Origin of the sequence: Flavobacterium sp. (assembly GCF_036405015.1) — a bacterium.
Classification (GTDB): Bacteria; Bacteroidota; Bacteroidia; order Flavobacteriales; family Flavobacteriaceae; genus Flavobacterium.
Map to the genome: position 1 here is coordinate 1 of NZ_DASWYK010000167.1, position 20,021 is coordinate 20,021.

The 20,021-nt window shown below is 34.2% G+C and carries 14 protein-coding genes and 1 pseudogene; 10 read left to right on the plus strand and 5 right to left on the minus strand.

Annotated elements, in window-relative coordinates:
* From VGE71_RS13550 to VGE71_RS13565, 4 genes and pseudogenes are all read right to left on the minus strand, one after another.
* Positions 1 to 262 (minus strand): annotated as a pseudogene (locus tag VGE71_RS13550) (GNAT family N-acetyltransferase); the annotation flags it as partial.
* A 5-nt stretch (positions 263 to 267) separates the two neighbouring features.
* Positions 268 to 663, minus strand: coding sequence for an OsmC family protein (locus tag VGE71_RS13555; RefSeq protein WP_331138818.1), 396 nt, complete (start codon positions 661 to 663; stop codon positions 268 to 270).
* A 2-nt stretch (positions 664 to 665) separates the two neighbouring features.
* Complete coding sequence (locus tag VGE71_RS13560) at positions 666 to 1,547, minus strand: pirin family protein (protein ID WP_331138819.1); 882 nt, start codon at positions 1,545 to 1,547, stop codon at positions 666 to 668.
* Between the two features lie 469 nt (positions 1,548 to 2,016).
* Complete coding sequence (locus VGE71_RS13565; protein WP_331138820.1) at positions 2,017 to 3,117, minus strand: DNA alkylation repair protein; 1,101 nt, start codon at positions 3,115 to 3,117, stop codon at positions 2,017 to 2,019.
* A gap of 302 nt (positions 3,118 to 3,419) precedes the next feature.
* Here VGE71_RS13565 and nadC point away from each other — a divergent pair, with 302 nt between their 5' ends.
* The 5 genes from nadC to priA all read left to right on the plus strand — a co-directional run bounded on the left by nadC (position 3,420) and on the right by priA (position 8,948).
* Positions 3,420 to 4,277: a carboxylating nicotinate-nucleotide diphosphorylase gene (gene nadC, locus VGE71_RS13570; protein ID WP_331138821.1), complete on the plus strand. Its 858-nt coding sequence runs from the start codon at positions 3,420 to 3,422 to the stop codon at positions 4,275 to 4,277.
* 84 nt (positions 4,278 to 4,361) lie between these two features.
* On the plus strand, positions 4,362 to 5,285 hold the full coding sequence (locus VGE71_RS13575) for a YihY/virulence factor BrkB family protein (protein ID WP_144213934.1): 924 nt from the start codon (positions 4,362 to 4,364) through the stop codon (positions 5,283 to 5,285).
* Position 5,286: 1 nt separating this feature from the next.
* Positions 5,287 to 5,715 (plus strand): DUF2147 domain-containing protein, encoded by a 429-nt coding sequence (locus VGE71_RS13580; RefSeq protein ID WP_144213932.1) that lies wholly within the window; start codon positions 5,287 to 5,289, stop codon positions 5,713 to 5,715.
* A gap of 12 nt (positions 5,716 to 5,727) precedes the next feature.
* Positions 5,728 to 6,474, plus strand: a complete 747-nt coding sequence (bla-B1-FLAV, locus tag VGE71_RS13585) for a subclass B1 metallo-beta-lactamase (protein ID WP_331138822.1) — start codon at positions 5,728 to 5,730, stop codon at positions 6,472 to 6,474.
* A gap of 23 nt (positions 6,475 to 6,497) precedes the next feature.
* Complete coding sequence (priA, locus tag VGE71_RS13590) at positions 6,498 to 8,948, plus strand: replication restart helicase PriA (protein ID WP_331138823.1); 2,451 nt, start codon at positions 6,498 to 6,500, stop codon at positions 8,946 to 8,948.
* Between the two features lie 7 nt (positions 8,949 to 8,955).
* Here the strand turns inward: priA and VGE71_RS13595 are convergent, their stop codons facing one another.
* Complete coding sequence (locus VGE71_RS13595) at positions 8,956 to 9,654, minus strand: LytR/AlgR family response regulator transcription factor (protein WP_091497027.1); 699 nt, start codon at positions 9,652 to 9,654, stop codon at positions 8,956 to 8,958.
* 177 nt (positions 9,655 to 9,831) lie between these two features.
* Between VGE71_RS13595 and rpsF the strand changes: the two genes are divergently transcribed.
* From rpsF to VGE71_RS13620, 5 genes are all read left to right on the plus strand, one after another.
* Entirely contained in the window at positions 9,832 to 10,173 is a 342-nt protein-coding gene (gene rpsF, locus VGE71_RS13600; protein WP_068842999.1) for a 30S ribosomal protein S6, read from the plus strand.
* Between the two features lie 5 nt (positions 10,174 to 10,178).
* The gene (rpsR, locus tag VGE71_RS13605) at positions 10,179 to 10,475 is read left to right on the plus strand and encodes a 30S ribosomal protein S18 (protein ID WP_002987043.1); all 297 of its coding nucleotides are present in this window, start codon (positions 10,179 to 10,181) and stop codon (positions 10,473 to 10,475) included.
* 67 nt (positions 10,476 to 10,542) lie between these two features.
* Positions 10,543 to 10,983, plus strand: a complete 441-nt coding sequence (gene rplI, locus VGE71_RS13610; RefSeq protein ID WP_331138824.1) for a 50S ribosomal protein L9 — start codon at positions 10,543 to 10,545, stop codon at positions 10,981 to 10,983.
* Between the two features lie 133 nt (positions 10,984 to 11,116).
* Positions 11,117 to 11,590 (plus strand): DUF6495 family protein, encoded by a 474-nt coding sequence (locus VGE71_RS13615; protein ID WP_144213925.1) that lies wholly within the window; start codon positions 11,117 to 11,119, stop codon positions 11,588 to 11,590.
* A 1,246-nt stretch (positions 11,591 to 12,836) separates the two neighbouring features.
* A partial coding sequence (locus VGE71_RS13620; RefSeq protein ID WP_331138825.1) for a hypothetical protein occupies positions 12,837 to 20,021 on the plus strand: 7,185 nt, incomplete at its 3' end.

The following is a 20,021-nucleotide window of genomic DNA, read 5'->3' on the forward strand; positions in this document are numbered from 1 at the left end:
TTTCTTCAACTTTGTCAAAAACGCTTTTCGCGAAAGGACAAAGCGGAATGATTTTCACATTATTTGCTCTGGCATAATCTACTGCTGCCATAACAAGTTTTTTGCCGACACCTTTTCCGTTAAAGTCAGGACTAACTTCTGTATGGTCAATAATGAATTTTGAATCTCCTGCCCAAGTATAAGTCATTTTTCAAGCTTCTTTTCCGTCTTCTATAGCATCAAAAGAGCCTCTTTTTGTATCGTTTGTTTGTTGAATTTCCATAATTTTTATACTAATGAAGTTTCGATATTAATCGTATTTTTAAGTGTTTTGTGAACAGGACAGCTGTTCGCGATTTTCAAAATGCGTTGTTTTTGCGCGGCGTCTACATTTCCTGTAATTAGAATTTTTGTTGAAAATAAAGAAACGGTGTGTTCTTCATTTTTTTCAAAATCTACCCAAATAGTAAGTTCTGAAACGTCCCACGCTTTGCGGTCAATATACATTCGTAATGTAATTAAAGTACACGAAGCTAAAGATGAAGCGAGAAGTTCAAAAGGACTAAATCCTAAATTTTTGCCGCCGATTTCCTGTGGTTCGTCTGAAATAAGGATATTTCCAGTTTTAGAAGTTATCTCTGTACGATATTTTCTGGTGTCGATTGTAGCTTTAACGGTATCCATAATTATCTGATTCTTGGTTCTGGTAATGGTACAAATTCGGTTTCTCCTGGAACTTTAGGGAAAGTTTGTGCTGTCCAATCTTGTTTTGCTTTTTCGATGAGGTTTTTATCAGAAGAAACAAAGTTCCAAAAGATAAAATGTTCTTCAGGAAACGGCTGTCCGCCAAAGATATAAACGGTTGAATTTTCGGCAATTTCAAACTCACAAAGAGAACTTTCCGTAGTAATCAGAATTTGTCTTGGATCGTAAGTGTGTTCACCATTTTTAATGCTTCCTTCTAAAATATATAAACCGCTTTCACCGAATAAATGCTGTCCAATGTTGATTTTCTTCGCTTCTTTACTTTTAATTTCAATAAAATATAACGGACTATAAACTGGAACTGGAGATTTTTTGCCAAAAGCTTCGCCTGCAATCAATTTGTATGAAACGCCATCTTCTTCCCAAGCCGGAATATCATCTGCTTCAACATGTGTGAAATTCGGATCCATTTGTTCCAATTCTTTCGGAAGTGCTACCCAAATCTGCAATCCGTGAAGCATTTTATCTGAATGTCTTAAATATTCAGGCGTTCTTTCTGAGTGAACGATTCCTTTTCCGGCTGTCATCCAGTTTACAGCGCCTGGTTTTATTTCTAATTCTGTTCCTAAACTATCGCGGTGCATAATACTTCCTTCAAACAAAAAAGTAAGCGTAGAAAGTCCGATATGTGGGTGCGGAGGAACATCCATATTTTCGTGGTCGCTCAAATGCGCAGGTCCCATATGATCGATAAATACAAATGGCCCAACGGCTCTTTTTTCACGGAAAGGCAATAAACGACCTACCATAAAGTTACCAATATTGGCGGCGCGTTCTTCGATAATTAAACTGATATTTGACATGTGGTATTATTTGATTTGAAAACAAAATTACAGTTGTGATGTGTGTCTGTAACTTAATTTAGATTAAGAAAAGTTGTTTTTTGTTTTGTGTTATAAAAATAAGGAAAATCGTTTAGTAAAGTTTTAGGTATTTATTAAATTTAAGTTTAAAGCTCCATATGAGCGAAATGTTTATAGAAAAAAATAACACACAGTATAAAAAAGTCCCAGCGGGGTGAAAAAATTAAAGAAAATACATTTAACACAACGTAAAGCCCCAGCGGGGCGGAATATCTATAGAAAAAAATAATTGTTCCGAAACACAGAGCCCTAGCAGGGCGAAATATTTATAGAAAATACATCTGACACAATGTATAGCCCTAGCGGGGTGAAATATATGTCGCTCCGCTGGAGCTTTTTTAATGATGGGAATTGTTTTTCTATAAATATTATACTCCGCTGGAGTATTGAAAAATTTAATCGTTTTAAATTAATCAATCAATTCAAACTCCAAAACCTCACTTTCTGTTCCGTTAATTATAATTGACAATTGATGCATTCCTGTATGAAAAACACGCGTTGTAATCAATTTAAAAGACTGATTTCGTTCAATCTTAGTTAATTGATTTGGGTGATAGATTTTCTCACTGATTTTGAAGACTTTTTTCGCCAAATGTCCTTTTGCTTTTTTGTAATGAACAGCATATTCTAAACGAACGGTTTTTGGTTCTTCGTTTTTATTATTTAAGTGAAAATGAAACTGTAGATAATCTCCGATTTTTACAGTTGGTGTTTTGATTTCAAAAGATGAAAGCTCAATATTGGTACTTGCTAAACCGTAGTGACTTAAGATTTCAGGATGTCCTTGTTTTAATAAAGTTCGGCAACCGTGTTTGATAATTCCGTCCGTTTCTTTGGTTTGACCTTTCCATCTTGAAGCAATTTCAAGCACAATTTCCGGATTATCTTTTACAATATCATTCAAATTATTGGCAACACTTCTACGAACATATTCTGAAGGATCATTTTTTAGATTTTCTAAAATCGGAAGAATAGAAGTAGGGTCTTTTTTCAGAAACGGAATCGCCATTGCCCACGGTAATCTTGGTCTTGAGCCTTCGCTTGCTAAACGTCGAACATGATGATTTTCGTGCAAAGACCATTTTATCATTTCGTCAATCATTGTTTCTTTATACTTTAGAATGAAAGGACGAACAGCAAACTCACAACTAATAAATTGCGTTATAGAAACAAAAGCTTTTACAGAAGTTTCAAAATCTTCCAAACCGTACATTTCAATATAATCGGCAAAGAAAATAAACGCCAGATTGCCATCTGTAAAACTGTTTTTCTTTAAGTTTTCGATGATTTTATCAATTAAAGAAGTGGCTTCAACGAAATTTTGAGGCATAAATTGATGCAGAACAACTGTAGTGTGTTTCATTCTGTCTTTCCATTCTTTCTGTGCAAAATCACCTTCATAAATCGCTTCAATGAATTTTTGTTTGTTGAATGAAGGATGAACTTCGGCGACAGCCTGACCAAATTTTTCGTAAAAAGAAACCGAGTAAATATCTTTAATTAATCCCATAAATTTTGCTTGATTGAACCTCAAAGATATTTAATGTTCTTTGAATTTTCTATCATTAAGACATTAAGTTTATTTAGATTTTATGCTTAATTTTTCTTAATCAAGCGCTTGCTTAAAATGAAATATTTAAAATTCATTGTTTGATTAAAGCTGAAAAGTAACATTAAGAAACCGAACTTAATTTCTTAATATATTAATGGTTAAAAAAGAAAATTTTAATGTTTTGAAAAACTTTTCATGTTCGGGAAACTTTTAATTCCATAAAATATATCCTAATTTAGCATTATTATAAAAACATAAAAATGATAAGCGAAGCTCAATTTCAAGCAGAATTAAAACTTTTAATTACGAATGCCATCAGAGAAGATGTTGGTCCAGGCGATTACAGTTCTTTGGCTTGTATTCCTGATACAGCACATGGTCAGGCTAAATTATTGGTAAAAGATCAAGGAATAATTGCTGGTGTTGAATTGGCCAAAATGATATTTGAGCATGTAGATTCTAAATTAAAAGTAAAAACTTTTATTGAAGACGGAACGCATGTAGAATACGGCGAAGTTGTTTTTGAAGTTTCAGGAAGCTCGCAATCTATCTTAAAAGCAGAGAGAGTTGTTTTAAATACAATGCAGAGAATGTCTGCAATTGCTACAAAAACAAATCATTTAATGGAACTTTTGCAAGGTACACAGGCAAAGATTTTAGATACACGAAAAACAACTCCAAATTTTAGAGCTGCTGAAAAATGGGCTGTAAAAATAGGAGGAGGAGAAAATCACCGTTATGCTTTGTACGATATGATTATGCTGAAAGATAATCATATTGATTTTGCCGGAGGTATTACACTTGCGATTAAGAAAACCAAAGAATATTTAAAAGAAAACAATCTGGATTTGAAAATCATTGTTGAAGCTCGTAATCTGGATGAAATTAGAGAAATTTTGTTGAGTGATGGTGTTCATAGAATTCTGATTGACAACTTTAATTATGAAGATACCAAATCGGCCGTTGCCCTAATTGGCTCAAAATGCCAGACCGAATCTTCTGGAAATATCAGTGAAAAAACAGTTCGTGAGTATGCTCTTTGTGGTGTAAATTATATTTCTTCAGGCGCTTTAACGCATTCTGTATATAATATGGATTTGAGTCTGAAAGCTTTTTAAGGAGTTGAGAGTTTTGAGTTATAAGTTATGAGTTGGGTTGAATCAATCTAAAATCTACACTCAATAAATCTAAAATCAAAAGATATGTCGCAAGAGATAGAAGCTCGGATTGAGAAATTGCCCGTTATACGCAATTTAGCCCGACTTTTAAAAAAAATAAAGCTTCCTTGGTTAGAGGGATTTTCGCTGTATGATCTGCTTGAAATGTACACTTTAGGAATTCTTGAAGGTGCTTTTTCGTATCATGCCAGTGCGGTTTCTTTTAGCTTTTTTATGGCATTATTTCCTTTTGCGTTATTTATTCTAAACTTAATTCCGTTTATTCCGATAGAGAATTTTCAGGAAGATTTTTTGCAGTTTGTGCAGCAGAGCGTTCCACCCAATACTTTTGATGCGATCAGTAAAATTATAAGTGATATTTTAAATAATAGTCACTCAGGGCTTTTATCATCTGGATTTTTGCTTTCCATTTTTTTGATGGCCAATGGTATTAACGGAATTTTAAGTGGTTTTGAATCATCAAAACATGTTTTTGATAAACGAGGTTTTTTTAGGCAATATTTAGTCGCTTTAGCCATTTCGCTTGTTATGACGGTAATATTGTTTGTCACAGTAGCAACGATTGTTGTTTTTGAGGTTTTTATTCAGAAAACAATTATTCAAGATGTGTTGAGTGATCGTATTCCGCTGATTATTTTAGGAAGATATTTGTTTGTGATTCTAATGATTTTGATAACATCTTCAATATTATTGCGTTATGGTACAAAACAGTACAATAAAGTGTCTTTTATAAGCATTGGTTCTGTTTTTACGACCATCTTAATTGTTATATCTTCGTTCTTTTTTGGAATTTGGGTTATAAAATTCTCAAAATATAACGAACTTTATGGTTCTATTGGGACATTATTAATTCTAATGTTTTATATTTGGATAAACTGTATGATTCTGCTTTTAGGGTTCGAATTGAATGCTTCTATCAGAAAATTAAAACAAAAAAAAGAGAAATAATATGAAAAATTTGATGCTAACTATCGGAGTGTTCTTCTTTGCCCTGACCATGCAAAGCCAAAGTGTAATTGGAAAATGGAAAACAATTGATGATGAAACAGGTGAAGCAAAATCAATCGTAGAAATTTATGAGAAATCAGGAAAAGTTTACGGTAAGGTAGTAGATATTCTTCGTGATAGCCATAAAAAAGACGTTTGTGTAAAATGTGACGGAGCTGATAAAAATAAGCCAATTTTAGGAATGGTGATTATGAATGGTCTTAAAAAAGATGGTTCAGAATATAATGGAGGAACAATTTTAGATCCTACAACTGGCAAAAAATACAAATGTTATATCACTCTGGAATCTGCAGATAAATTAAAGCTTCGCGGATATATTGGACTATCTTTAATGGGAAGAACGCAATACTGGACTAGAGTAAAAAATTAATTAAAAATATAAATGCGAAAATTAGCTTCGATAGTTTTATTCTTAGTTGCAATTTTAAACAGCTTTGGACAATCTAAGAATTCGCCATTACAAATAAGTCATCTTACGGGTGACTTTTATGTTTATAGGACTTTTAGTGATTACAAAGGAAATAAAGTTTCAGCAAACGCTTTGTATCTTGTTACAGACAAAGGTGTTGTGTTGTTTGACGCGCCTTGGGATAAAACACAGTTTCAGCCTTTGTTGGATTCGATAAAAGCAAAACATCATAAAGAAGTTGTGATGCTTTTTGCGACACATTCGCATGAAGATCGTGCAGGTGGATTTGAGTTTTATAGGAAAAAAGGAATCAAAACGTATTCTGTTAAATTAACAGATGATATTTTGAAAAAAAATAAGGAACCAAGAGCAGAATTCATAATTCCAAATGATAAGACTTTTACCGTTGGACAGCATACTTTTGAAGCGTATTATCCAGGAAAAGGACATGCTCCTGATAATATTGTAGTTTGGTTTAATAAAGAAAAAGTGCTTTACGGAGGTTGTTTTGTAAAAAGTGCAGATGCACAGGATTTAGGTTATTTGGGCGATTCTGATGTAAAAGAATGGAAGCAATCTATTGGTAGAGTCAAAACGAAATTTAAAAATCCAAAATATATTATTCCTGGACATGACGACTGGACTAATATTGAATCTTTAAACCATACTGCAAAATTGGTTGATGAGTATTTGGCTCAAAAATCTGCTGGAAAAAAGTAACTTTGCATTCATATATATAGTACATGTTTTTTATCGAAGTTATTTTACCGCTTTCTTTAGCAAAAACCTTTACCTATCGTGTTTCTGAGGCAGAATTCCATTTTATAAAAAAAGGAATGCGTGTCGCTGTACCTTTCGGTAAAAGTAAAATATATACAGCGCTTGTGTTAGATGTGCATGAAAATGCGCCAACATTATACGAAGCTAAAGAAATACATCAAATTTTAGATGAAAAACCAATCGCAACCGAAATACAGATTAAGCATTGGCTTTGGGTAGCTAATTATTATATGTGTGGTATTGGTGATGTGTATCGTGGTGCTTTTCCGAGCGGATTATTGTTGGAAAGTGAAACGGTCGTTTCTCACAAACCAGATGTTTTGGTAAATGATTCTGAGCTTTCAGATGATGAATTTCTGATTTACGAGGCTTTACAACATCAGAGTTCATTGAGGGTTCAAGAAATCGCTTCGATTTTAAATAAAAAAAACATACTTCCTGTTCTTCAGAAATTAATAGCAAAAGATATTATATTTCTGGAAGAAGAAATTAAAGAAACTTACAAACCAAAGTTGGTTCGGTATGTGAAATTGCATTCGAAATACGAATCGGATAATGGTCTGGCAGAATTGCTCGAAACTTTAAAAAATGCCAATAAGCAGAAAGAAATTGTTATGGCATATTTTCAGGTTAATGCATCAGAAAAAAAGCCTGTTACTGTAAAAAAATTGGTTGAGGTGTCTGGTTCAACTTCCGCAGTTGTAAAAGCTTTAATTGAAAAAGAAATTTTTGAAGAATATTACATACAACACGATCGTGTTTCGTTTAACGGTGAAAAGTCTGAAAAAGAATTACAGTTAAGTGAAGCACAAGATAGAGCGTTTACAGAAATAAAGGAAAGTTTGAAAGAGAAAGAAGTTTGCCTGCTTCATGGTGTTACTTCAAGCGGAAAAACTGAGATTTATATAAAGTTAATTGAAGAATATTTGCAAACTGGAAAACAGGTTTTGTATTTGCTTCCCGAAATTGCACTTACAACACAATTGGTTTCTCGTTTGCGACTTCACTTTGGAGATAAAGTAGCTGTTTTTCATTCTAAATATAGTAATAATGAAAGAGTAGAAGTTTGGAAACAAACGCTCGAAAACTCTCCAAAAGCACAAATTGTAATAGGAGCAAGGTCGGCTTTGTTTTTGCCTTTTAATGATTTGGGTTTGTTGGTTGTTGATGAAGAACACGAGCAAACCTTTAAGCAAACAGATCCTGCGCCAAGATATCATGCCAGAGATGCGGCAATAGTTTTGGCTAATTTTCATAATGCAAAAGTGTTATTGGGGTCTGCAACTCCAAGTATTGAAACTTATTTTAATACTAAAAATGATAAATATGGATTAGTTACACTTTCGGAACGTTATAAAAATGTTCGACTTCCTGAAATCATTTTGGTGGATCTAAAAGATAAGTATTTCAGAAAAAGAATGACGGGGCATTTCAGCGATCTTTTGATTGAAGAAATTGCAGAGGCTTTGTCAGTTGGAGAACAAGTGATTTTGTTTCAAAACAGAAGAGGATATTCTCCCGTTATAGAATGTTTGACTTGCGGACATGTTCCGCATTGCCAACAATGTGATGTGAGTTTGACGTATCATAAACACAAAAATCAGTTACGTTGTCATTATTGCGGATATTCTATTGCAAAGCCTACCAATTGTCATAGCTGTTCTAGTATTGATTTAACAACAAAAGGATTCGGTACAGAGCAGATCGAACAGGAACTGTCGTCTATTTTTCCGAAAGCGAAAATTGGAAGAATGGATCAGGATACTACACGAGGTAAATTTGGCTTTGAAAAAATTATTGACACTTTTAAGAATCGTGAAATTGATATTTTAGTCGGAACACAGATGCTTGCCAAAGGTTTGGATTTTGATAATGTAAGTTTGGTCGGAATTATGAATGCAGATAATATGCTGCATCATCCCGATTTTAGAGCTTTTGAACGTAGTTTTCAAATGATGACACAAGTTGCAGGGAGAGCTGGAAGATCTGAAAAGCAAGGAAAAGTTGTCATTCAAACGTATAATCCAAATCATAATACAATTCAGCAGGTTACAGACCATAATTATATAGGTATGTATAAGGAGCAATTATACGACAGACAAATATATAGGTATCCTCCTTATTTTAGAATTATAAAACTGACTTTGAAGCATAAAGAATACGATAAGCTAAAAGAAGGTTCAATGTGGTTGTATCAGGTTTTGAGTCAAAATCTGGGTATTCCTGTTTTAGGTCCTGAAGAGCCGGCAATAAGTAGAATTCGAAATGAATATATTAGAACTATCTTGATTAAGATTCCGCATAATCTGCATTTAGGAAACACAAAAAAAACTATTCAGAAAATGCTGAATAGTTTTGAAGCTGTTGCTCAATACAGAGCTATAAAAGTTGTAGTAAACGTAGATTTTTATTAATCGTAAATCAAGAAGGAGTAGAAAGTGCTTTTACCAAATCTTCTTTTTTGTTACGGCTTAGAGGTATTTTTGTAATACCAATTTCAGCAAATTTACTATTAAAACGTTCTACCTTATCTATATTAATAATGTACGATTTGTGCACGCGGATGAATTTGTCTTTTGATAAATCATTTTCAAAAGATTTCATAGTCGAAAGAACCAGATTGCTGTCATCTTCGGTAACGACTCTAACATAATCTCCGAAAGCTTCAATCCATTTTATTTTAGAAGTGAAGATTTTAAGTTTTTTCAAATTACTTTTTATGAAGATGTGTTCACCTTCTTCCTCTTTAACATCTTTTTTCAGTAAATGCATATCAATTGCTCTTTTTACAGAAGCATTAAAACGATCTACTGCGATGGGTTTTTGCAGATAATCAGTGGCATCATAATCAAAAGCTTTTAAAGCGTATTCGGCTTTAGAAGTGATAAAAATAATTTGCGGTTTCGATTTTAATCCGTCAAGGAAGTCAAAACCATTAATTACAGGCATTTCTATATCAAGAAATATTAAATCAATATTATTTAAAGAGATACAACTTTTTGCTTCAATTGCATTAGAAAAGTCACCAATTAAATGCAAGCCTGGGTGATTATTAACCAATTTGGCAATAATTGTCCTTTGTATAGAACTATCATCTACAACAACACAATTTAGTTTCATAACATTTCAATTTAGAATAAATTCAGGATAGCAGTAGTAAATGTATTGTTTTTTTGGAAAAGAAACTAAGATCAGCGCATATTTTTTGCATTATGACGAATAAAACAAAAAAAGTGTTGTAAGTTTAAATATTATGATTACTTTTGCACCCAATTTTAACAAATAAATTTTTTATTTATGAATCATTATGAAACTGTTTTCATTTTAAATCCCGTTTTATCTGAGGTTCAGGTGAAGGAAACAGTAACGAAATTTGAAGAATTTCTTACTAGTAGAGGAGCTGAAATGGTATCGAAAGAGGATTGGGGTCTTAAAAAAATGGCTTACGAAATCCAAAACAAAAAAAGTGGTTTTTATCATTTATTCGAATTCAAAGTAGCTGGAGAAGTTCTTTTAGCTTTTGAAACTGAATTCAGACGTGATGAAAGAGTTATGCGTTTCTTAACTGTAAGTTTAGATAAGCATGCTATTTCATGGGCTGAGAGAAGAAGAGCAAAATTAAAATCTACTAAAGCGTAATTATTATGTCTACAATCGAACAATCTGCAAAAGGAAAAAAAGACGGAGATATCAGATATTTAACGCCTTTAAACATTGAAACTAACAAAACTAAAAAGTATTGCCGTTTCAAAAAATCAGGAATCAAATACATCGATTATAAAGATGCTGATTTCTTATTGAAATTCGTTAACGAGCAAGGAAAAATTCTTCCTCGTCGTTTAACTGGAACTTCATTAAAATACCAAAGAAAAGTTTCTGTAGCTGTAAAAAGAGCTCGTCACTTAGCTTTAATGCCATACGTGGCCGATTTATTAAAATAATTAAAAAAACTCTAGTCGCTGGTTTCTGTTATACAGAACCTAACTTCTAAAATTTAAGGACAACAACATGGAACTTATTTTAAAACAAGACGTACAAAACCTAGGATTTAAAGATGATGTAGTATCTGTAAAACCTGGTTACGGTCGTAACTTTTTAATTCCTCAAGGATTTGCTACTTTAGCTACTCCTTCTGCTAAAAAAGTTTTAGCTGAAAACCTAAAACAAAGAGCACACAAAGAAGCTAAAGTTATTGCTGATGCTAAAGCATTAGCTGAAACTTTAAAATCTCTTGAAATTAAACTTACTGCAAAAGCTGGTGGAGAGAAACTTTTTGGTTCTATCACTAACATCGATATCGCTGAAGCTTTAGAGAAATCTGGTAACGCTATCGATAGAAAATTCATCACTAGCGGTGTTGTAAAACGTTTAGGAAAATACAATGCTACAGTTCGTTTACACAGAGATGTAATCGTTGAATTACCATACGAAATTGTTGCTGAAAAGTAATAATTTGAAGTAGAGAATATTGAAAATCCCGATGTAAATCGGGATTTTTTTTGTTTAATGAATTTTAATGATATAAATTATTTGAGCTGTTTTTACTTACGTTTAATGGCTTAGATTTAAAGCTTAAAATAAAATGAAATACGCAAGACTAACAAAAGAGCAGTTTGATGAATTACATGCCGAATTTGCAAGCTTTTTGGCGACGCAAACCATTGATAGAAAAGAATGGGAAGAACTTAAGGCAAATAAACCAGAAGTTGCAGAACAAGAGCTGGATGTTTTCTCAGATTTAATTTGGGAAGGGGTATTGTCGAGAGCAGAGTATTTAGAACATTTTTCTAAAAATCATATCTTTTTGTTCCAATGTTTTGATACCTACATAAAATCTATTGTTTTAAAATCTCTTTCTCCTGAAACTGATTTTTTAAGTAAAGAAGGACTTCAATGGTTAAGTGATAATATGTTTACAGATAATATTGAAATGAAAGTAGGCAAGAAAGTGTTTACAGATGAACGCAATTCTTCGATCTTCGAATTGATAAAACAGGGAGCTTTTTTGAGCGATGGACAGCTATTTAATCAAATTAATACGATTATCGAGTCGTAATTAGACAAAAATACATTTTACAAAGGCAAACGGTTGATATATAATTGTTTGTCTTTTTTTTATGTTTTTAACTTTTGTTTAATCTTATTGTGATTTACTTACAGGTATTTCTACGTGTTTTTTTTGAAATCTCTAATCTTTTCACAAATTCTCTTGTGGTATTTAATTTTTGATGTATTTGGTCTTAATTACGGATAGTTTTGTCGATAAAATTTGTTTTATTGTAGGTTATTACTTTCTTTTTTGATATTTAACATTTTTTGTTTAATTTTTATTTAAGAAAATTTTTATAGTATAATTTTGTTAAAACTGCTGTTTTTTCTGATGTTTTCAAGGGTTGTTCAAATTCTATTTTCCGTTTTTGGTTTAAATTATAAGAATTTTATCCTTGTTTTGTTTTTTTGTTTTTTCTAATTTTAGAATACAAAAGTTAAACAAAGTTTTGCTTTGTACTTTTCCAAAAACAAAATTATAATCTAATAAATCTGGCGTATGGAATTGACCATTACTTTCTTCACCAATTTTACTTTAGTTGTTTATTTTATTTTAGCTTTATTTATTATTCCATTAAGCTTCCTTCATCTTAATGATGGACATTATCGTTATTCGATTTCTAAAGTTATTTTTTTACCCAAATATTTATTTTTTAAGTTTCTGATTTTTATAAACCCTGGTCGGAGGATTTATGAAAATCAGCAAAACTATTTGTGCTGAAACTAAAGAATCCAAATTTTAAGAATTATTCTTAAGAATTTTTAAGAAAGAGTAATCAACTTTCTTTTAGGTAATGGATCAATATATAAAAAGAGAATTCCCCAATTCTACTTCAATTAAAAATTTTCATTATGAAAATTAGACCTGCTACAAATCACTCCTCTAAGAAGAATGACTACAATCATTTTTCTTTACAAAAGACAGAACGTTTTTTATCTGACGTAGATGAGATTTGTTCTAAGGTATATTTCGGTATACCAAATTCAACATAATTTTTTTACCAAAACTTATTTTTTAGGCTTATTCATAAGTCTTTGAATTATGTTTTAACTATTTGATTTTTAATTGATTGTTTAATTGCGTAGGTGCTTGCACCTATTGCGAGAGGTGTTTTATTGTCCATTTTCTAATCTTCCAAATTATGAAAAAAAACTTTACTTTTTTTGATCTCATACGTTATAAGAGATCATTAGGGCTTTTGTTTTTATTACTTCTTTGTAATAAAAATTTTGCCCAAACCTTTTGCCGACCAGTGTCTAATACGAATAGTGTTACTGGTTTGGCGTGTGTAGGTGCTACTTTGACAAGCCCAACAGCAGCTTATGACAATGATCCTGGTTTAACTACCTATGCATCTTTGAATACCACTTTGGGGGTATTGTGTACGGTAGAAGAAACGATGACTTTTGCTCAGACAGCTCAAGCTGGTGATCAGGTAGTCATGTACATCGGGAGTGGTTCTGGTTTACTTAGTTTGTCATTACTTTCAACGGCAAATTTACAGGCAAAACTCAATGGAGCCAACGTCGGCTCAAGTGTAGCGGTCAATAGTCCGTTACTTAATTTGTCATTACTCCCTGGTAATACCATTGGAGTTTTAAGATTAACATTGACTGGTCCAGCCAATCAAATTCAGTTTAATCTTGGCGGTGCTGTTACGGCACTTACAGAATTTAGAATATACGATGTCAGACTTGATTTTGCGAAGCCTACAGTAAATGGAGGTTTAGCTCAAACAGTTTGTTCTGGAAGTACAGCAACTTTAACTGCGGTACCTTCTGCAGGTACTTCATTGGCTTGGTATAGTTCTCCAACGTCTACTACCGCTTTGGCTAATGGAAATACATTTACTACGCCTGCATTAACAGCTAATACAACTTATTATATTGGTGTTACACGTGCAGGAGGATGTGAAAGTAACGATAGGGTTCCAGTGGTATTGAATGTGTCCAATCCGGTGGCACCGGCTGTTAGTAATACAGGAACTGCAATATGTTCAAGTACACCAACACAGCAGACTACTTTGTCTCTTGTAAATCCGATACCAGGTACAACATATAATTGGTTTTCGACTGCAAGCGGTGGAAGCTCATTGGCAACAGGCACAACATATTCTCCAACTGTTCCTCTAGGAACAACGAGTTATTATGTAGAAGCGTCAATTGGGACTTGTATCAGTCCGACGAGAACTCAGGTAAATGTTGTGTCTAGTCCAGTTCCGGCAGCACCAACGGTTTTAACGCAGAGTGTTACCATTCAATCTGGACAAAATGCTACGCTAAGTGCTTCTACTTCTGAGGCAGGGGCAACAATAAATTGGTATGAAGCGGCAACAGGAGGTACTGCTATCGCAACTAATACACCAACTTTTACAACACCGATATTAACGGCTTCTAAAACTTATTATGTAGAGACTCTGAGTGCTACGGGTGCTTGTGTAAGCGCGGCTCGAGTTCCTGTTTTAGTAAATGTTATCACAACTCCATTAGGCGGATGTCTACAGGCTAACAGTCAACAGACATTACTTAATGGTATTTGTCTTTTATGTAGTTCTACCAATCCAGACTTCTCTGTTGATGGAAACCTTTCTACAGCAGCGAGATTAACAGTTCCGGTTGGTTTAATTAATGGCTGGGTACAGCAGACTTTACAATTTAACAATCCTGGAAAAGCAGGAGATATTGTAGATGTGGAGTTAGAATTACCAGCAGGTGTTTTAAATGTTTCAGCTCTAAGTTATATTAGTCTTGCTACATATAATGGCGCTACTTTTAATAATGATAGAACTTCTATTAATAACTTATTGAATGTTCAGTTATTAGGAGGAAACCGTTTTAGAGCTAGTGTTACTGCAGGTGCCAATTTTGATCGCGTTGAAGTGAGATTGGGAGGTCTTGCAACAGTGTTGACAAGTCTAGATATTTATCAAGCTTCTTATAGATATAAAGCTGCCGTAATTTCTGGTAATACTAGTATCTGTAATGGAACAGCTACTACTTTAACAGCTGGACTTGCTGTGGGGGAAACTGCAGCATGGTACGATGCGCCAACAGGAGGGAATCTTTTATCAAATACTGCAGCCTATACAACTCCAGTATTAAATACTGCAGCAACATATTATCTTGAAGTAACAAGAAATGGTTGTGTAAATGGTGAAAGACAGCCTGTTCCAGTTTCAATTGTCACACCAGTTGCACCTGTTTTAACAGCGACTCCATTAAATTTATGTAGCGGACAAACTTCTACTATTACAGTACAAGCACCAGTAGCAGGAACAGATTACAATTGGTATGATGCTGCTTCAGGTGGAAATCTTGTTTTTACAGGAACATCATTTACAACTCCAGTTTTATCTGCAAATACAAGTTATTATGTAGAAGCTGTTATAGGAAGTTGTATTAGTGCACGTACTCCAGTAAATTTAAACGTAAGTCCACTGCCAGCAGCACCAACAGTTACTTCTCCAACAGTTAATATTCAATCTGGTCAAAATGTTGTATTACAGGTTTCTAATCCTGTTGCAGGAATTATTTATGATTGGTATGATGCTCCAACAGGAGGTAATTTGCTTATATCAAATACAAATTATACTACACCAATTTTAAGTGCTAATACAACCTATTATATTCAAGCGAGAAATGCTTCTGACTGTGTGAGCGCTTCGAGAACTTCTATTACAGTAATTGTAAATAAACCTATTACGACTTGTTTACAAGCTAATAATCAAACCATATCTAATGATGGATTAGTGTGTGTTTTGTGTGGAGCTGTGACTGGAACAGAGACATTATCTGTAGACGGAGATAATAATACAGCAACAACTCTTAGTATACCAGTTAATTTAGGAGGTTATGTACAACAAAAACTTGACTTTGCTTCTGCAGGTTTAGCAGGAGATATTATAGAAGTTGAATTAGGACTTCCTACTGGTTTATTAGATATTAGTGCGCTTTCATATATCTCTTTACAAAGTTATAATGGAGCTACTGATAATACCGACGGTGTTTCTATCAATTCATTGGCGAATGTACAGCTTTTAGGAGGAAACCGTTTTAGAGCTAGTTTTGTAGCAGGAGCTAATTTTACTGGAGTTCAGGTAAGATTAGGAGGAATCGTTTCTGCTTTAAGACAATTAAATATTTACGGAGCATCATTTAGATTTAAGGATGCTGCTATTACAGGAAATGCTACTGCACTTTGTGCTGGACAGTCTACTACTTTAACGGCTAGTTCAACAGCAGTGGGCGAAACATTTGCATGGTACGATTCACCTAGTGGAGGAACACAGCTTTCTGCTACAGCAAATTATACTACGCCAAATTTAATTGCGACAACTATTTATTATTTAGATGCTTCTAGAGGTGCGTGTGAAAATAGTGCACGTCAAGCTGTTACTGTTACAGTAAATCCGTTGGCTACTAGTGCTGACATAGTAATTGCTAGCCCTATAGAAGCGGCTTGTGATGGTACAACGATTTTAGCACCAACTTCAACGATAGTAGGAGCGCAGTATAGATATTATACAGATATAAATAAAACGGTGGAGATTACAGGAAGCTCAGTTGCAGGTCAGCCTAATGCGGTTTTTGCTAAAAATCCAACAACTGGAGCACTATCAATATCAGGTTTAAGTGCTGCAAACACACCATTTACTTATTATATATCTGTTTCTGGAACAGCGACATGTGAAAATGCAAATGGTACATTAAAAGAAGTTATTGTTACTTTCCCAACGACTACAGTTTTAACAGTTAATTCAACATTAGCAGGTTGTGGAAGTGCTAATTTAACTAATGCAATTACGAATTTTGATAATACAGGAAACACAAGCTATAGATTTTTTAATTCTTCAAATACTGAAATTACAGCAGATGAAGCAGCAAATATAACAATTGCTGGTGTTTATTCAATTGAAGCGCAAGGAAATGGAATTACATGTCCTTCTGTTAGACAATCAGTTACTGTTACTATTAATACTTTACCAACTTTGGTTGTAACTAATCCACAAGAATCTGTAAATGTGGGTACTAATGTTACCTTGACAGCTACTTCTAATGGAACAATTACTTGGTTTGATCCTCAAGGTAATGCTTTGACTGGACCAATTTTTACAACAGGAGTGTTAAGCGCACCAGGAACATATACTTATACAGCGGTAGCGAGCCTTGCAGGTTGTACTACTACAGCGACGAAAGTTATTAATGTTATTGACTTAAGTAATTGTCAATCTTTGACTCAAAGAGTATATGCTAATGGTCAAACATCAGGTTCAATTGTTACAGGAGGTGTTACCAATGGAGCAAATGCAGTTGATGGAAATACGCAAACGTATTCCACTATCACTACTGGATTAGGACTTTTAGGAATTGGTACAACATGGCAGAATTTAACTTGGCCAGGTAATATTGTAAAAGGTACTCCAGTAACTGTAAAATTAGGTTCAGAATATAGTTTATTGGCTGTAGGACAAAATTTATCAGTAATAGGAACTAAAGGAGGTGTTGATATCGGAACAATGCAATCGGTATCTGGATCATTATTAAATTTAATTTCTGGAGATAATACCTATGAGTTTACTTTTGTTCCTTCTAATGCAGCAGGTCCACAAGATTACGATGGAATTAGAATTCAATCTGCTTCTGTTTTAAGTGTTGCTCAAAGTACAAAAGTATTTGATGCTTATTACAAACAGCCTACAACAACAGTGTCTTGTGCGGGTGGCGATATTGAAGATGTTTTGTATGGAGCAACTAATTTAGTAGGTGTAGGAGCAGCAACGGCTTTAGTGGGAGTTAGTGATGCTTGGAATATTGCAGACAATGATATCACAACTTTTGCAACAATGTATAGTGGAGCAGGAGTATTGACAGCAGCAGATTTAACAGTTCAATTTAAATCACCTTCTGTATTGAGTGATACATTACGTATCGTAATTTCTAAACCAGGAACGCTTTTAGATGTTAATCTTCTAACAGGATTCACTATTCAGCGTTATTTAGGAAATGTAGCTGTAGGTGCACCTATTCAAAATACAAGCACATTATTAAGTTTAAGATTATTGTCAGGAAATACTATGGCAGTGGCATTAGTTTCTTCTCCAACAGAAGTTTATGATAGAGTAAGAATTCGTTTTGGAGGAGTTGCAGGTGTCTTGGAATTCCTAAGAGTTCATACTGTTGAACGTGCAGCTAATACTACTATTATTGGAGGAGATTCAACGAATAAAATCACGGTCTGTCCGGGAACTGATATAACCCTTCAAATACCAGAAGAAGCCTGTTCTACCTATATTTGGTATGACGCACCAACGGGAGGAACAGCTGTTGCTACAGGTATTACATATACTGTCCCAGCAAATTTAGCTGCAGGTATCTATAAATACTACGTACAGCCAGTTCGTTATGGATGTGAAGTTTTTGCAAGAGGTGAAGTTACAGTTGAAGTTAAAGCTTCTGCACCAACAAATGCTTTAACAAATATTACTTTAAATGGAGGTACAACAACTTCAATTTGTTCAGCTTCAGGTACAGCAACTTTGGCAACTTCTTTAAGTGGAACGCCAGTTGTAACGAATCCAATTTATTACTGGTATAGTTTTAACGGAACTACAAGCCAATTAATTCCTGGAGAAACAACTTCACAATTAGTTTTAAATGGATTATTACCTGGAACTTATACTTATTACGTAGGAGTTAGTTCAGATCAATTTTGTGAAACTGCAGCAGCAGATAGAAAACAAATTACATTTACGATCTTACCTCCTTCAACAGGAAATGATATTTTAGTTGATGATTTAGTTACTTGTCATAGTGTACCAGCATCATTAACTCCAACTGCACCAACATTGACTACACCAGTATTCACATGGTATTTGGATGCAAATAAAACACAGCCAATTACAAATGGTGCTGTAATAAATAATGTAACTTATACAATAGATGCGGCAGGTGTTTTGACTGCAACAGGTTTAACAAAGGCAATGAGTCCAATTACTTATTATGTAGCTGTTTCTAGCGCTAATACTTGTGAAAACCTAGCAGGAACTTTGCAAGATGCAGTAATTATAATTAGTGACCCAGATACGCCAACTTTAGTGACACCTGGAACTCAAAACTTCTGTTTAGAAGACGGGCCAACGTTTGCAAGTATCCAAGTTAATGGTGCTAATATTGTTTGGTACGCTACAGAAACAGGAGGTACAGTAATTCCTGCAACAACAGCGCTTACAAGTGGTGTTTATTATGCAGCATCAGGAGATTTAGCTACTGGTTGTGAAAGCTCAGTAAGACTAGAAGTAACGGTTAATGTAAATGACCCTGGAACGCCAACATTGGTAACAGCGGGAACACAAAACTTTTGTTTAGTAAATGCACCGACATTTGCAAGCGTACAATTTAATGAATCTAATATTGTTTGGTACACAGCTTTAACAGGCGGAACAGCAATTGCATCAACAGCAGTGTTGACAAGCGGAACTTATTACGCAGCAATCAGTGATCCTACAACAGGTTGTGAAAGTGCTTCAAGATTAACGGTTGATGTTATTGTAAGCGATCCTGGAACACCAACATTGGTAACAGCAGGAACTCAAAACTTCTGTTTAGAAGATGCTCCAACATTTGCGAGTGTTCAATTTAATGAATCTAATATTGTTTGGTATACCGCTTTAACAGGTGGAACAGCAATTGCGTCAACAACAGTGTTGACAAGCGGAACTTATTATGCAGCAATCAGCGATCCTACAACAGGTTGTGAGAGCAATACAAGATTGATGGTTGAAGTTATTGTGAATGATCCTGGAACGCCAACATTAGTAACAGCAGGAACACAAAACTTCTGTTTAGTAAATGCACCGACATTTGCAAGTATCCAGTTCAATCAAACAAATATTGTTTGGTACACAGCTTTAACAGGCGGAACAGCAATTGCATCAACAGCAGTGTTGACAAGTGGAACTTATTACGCAGCAATCAGTGATCCTACAACAGGTTGCGAAAGTGCTTCAAGATTGACAGTTGATGTAAATGTAAACGATCCTGGAACACCTACATTGGTAACAGCAGGAACGCAAAACTTCTGTCAGGAAGATGCGCCAACATTTGCAAGTGTTCAATTCAATCAAGGTAATATCGTTTGGTATACTGCTTTAACAGGTGGTACAGCAATCGCATCTACGACAGCTTTAACCACAGGACAATATTTTGCAGCAATTTCTGACCCAGCTACAGGTTGTGAAAGCGCTTCAAGATTGACAGTTGATGTTATTGTAAGCGATCCTGGAACACCTACATTGGTAACAGCAGGAACACAAAGTTTCTGTCAGGAAGATGCACCAACATTTGCAAGTATTCAAACCAATCAAGCAAATATTGTTTGGTATACTGCTATAAGCGGAGGAACTTTGATTCCATCATCAACAGCTTTAACAACAGGACAA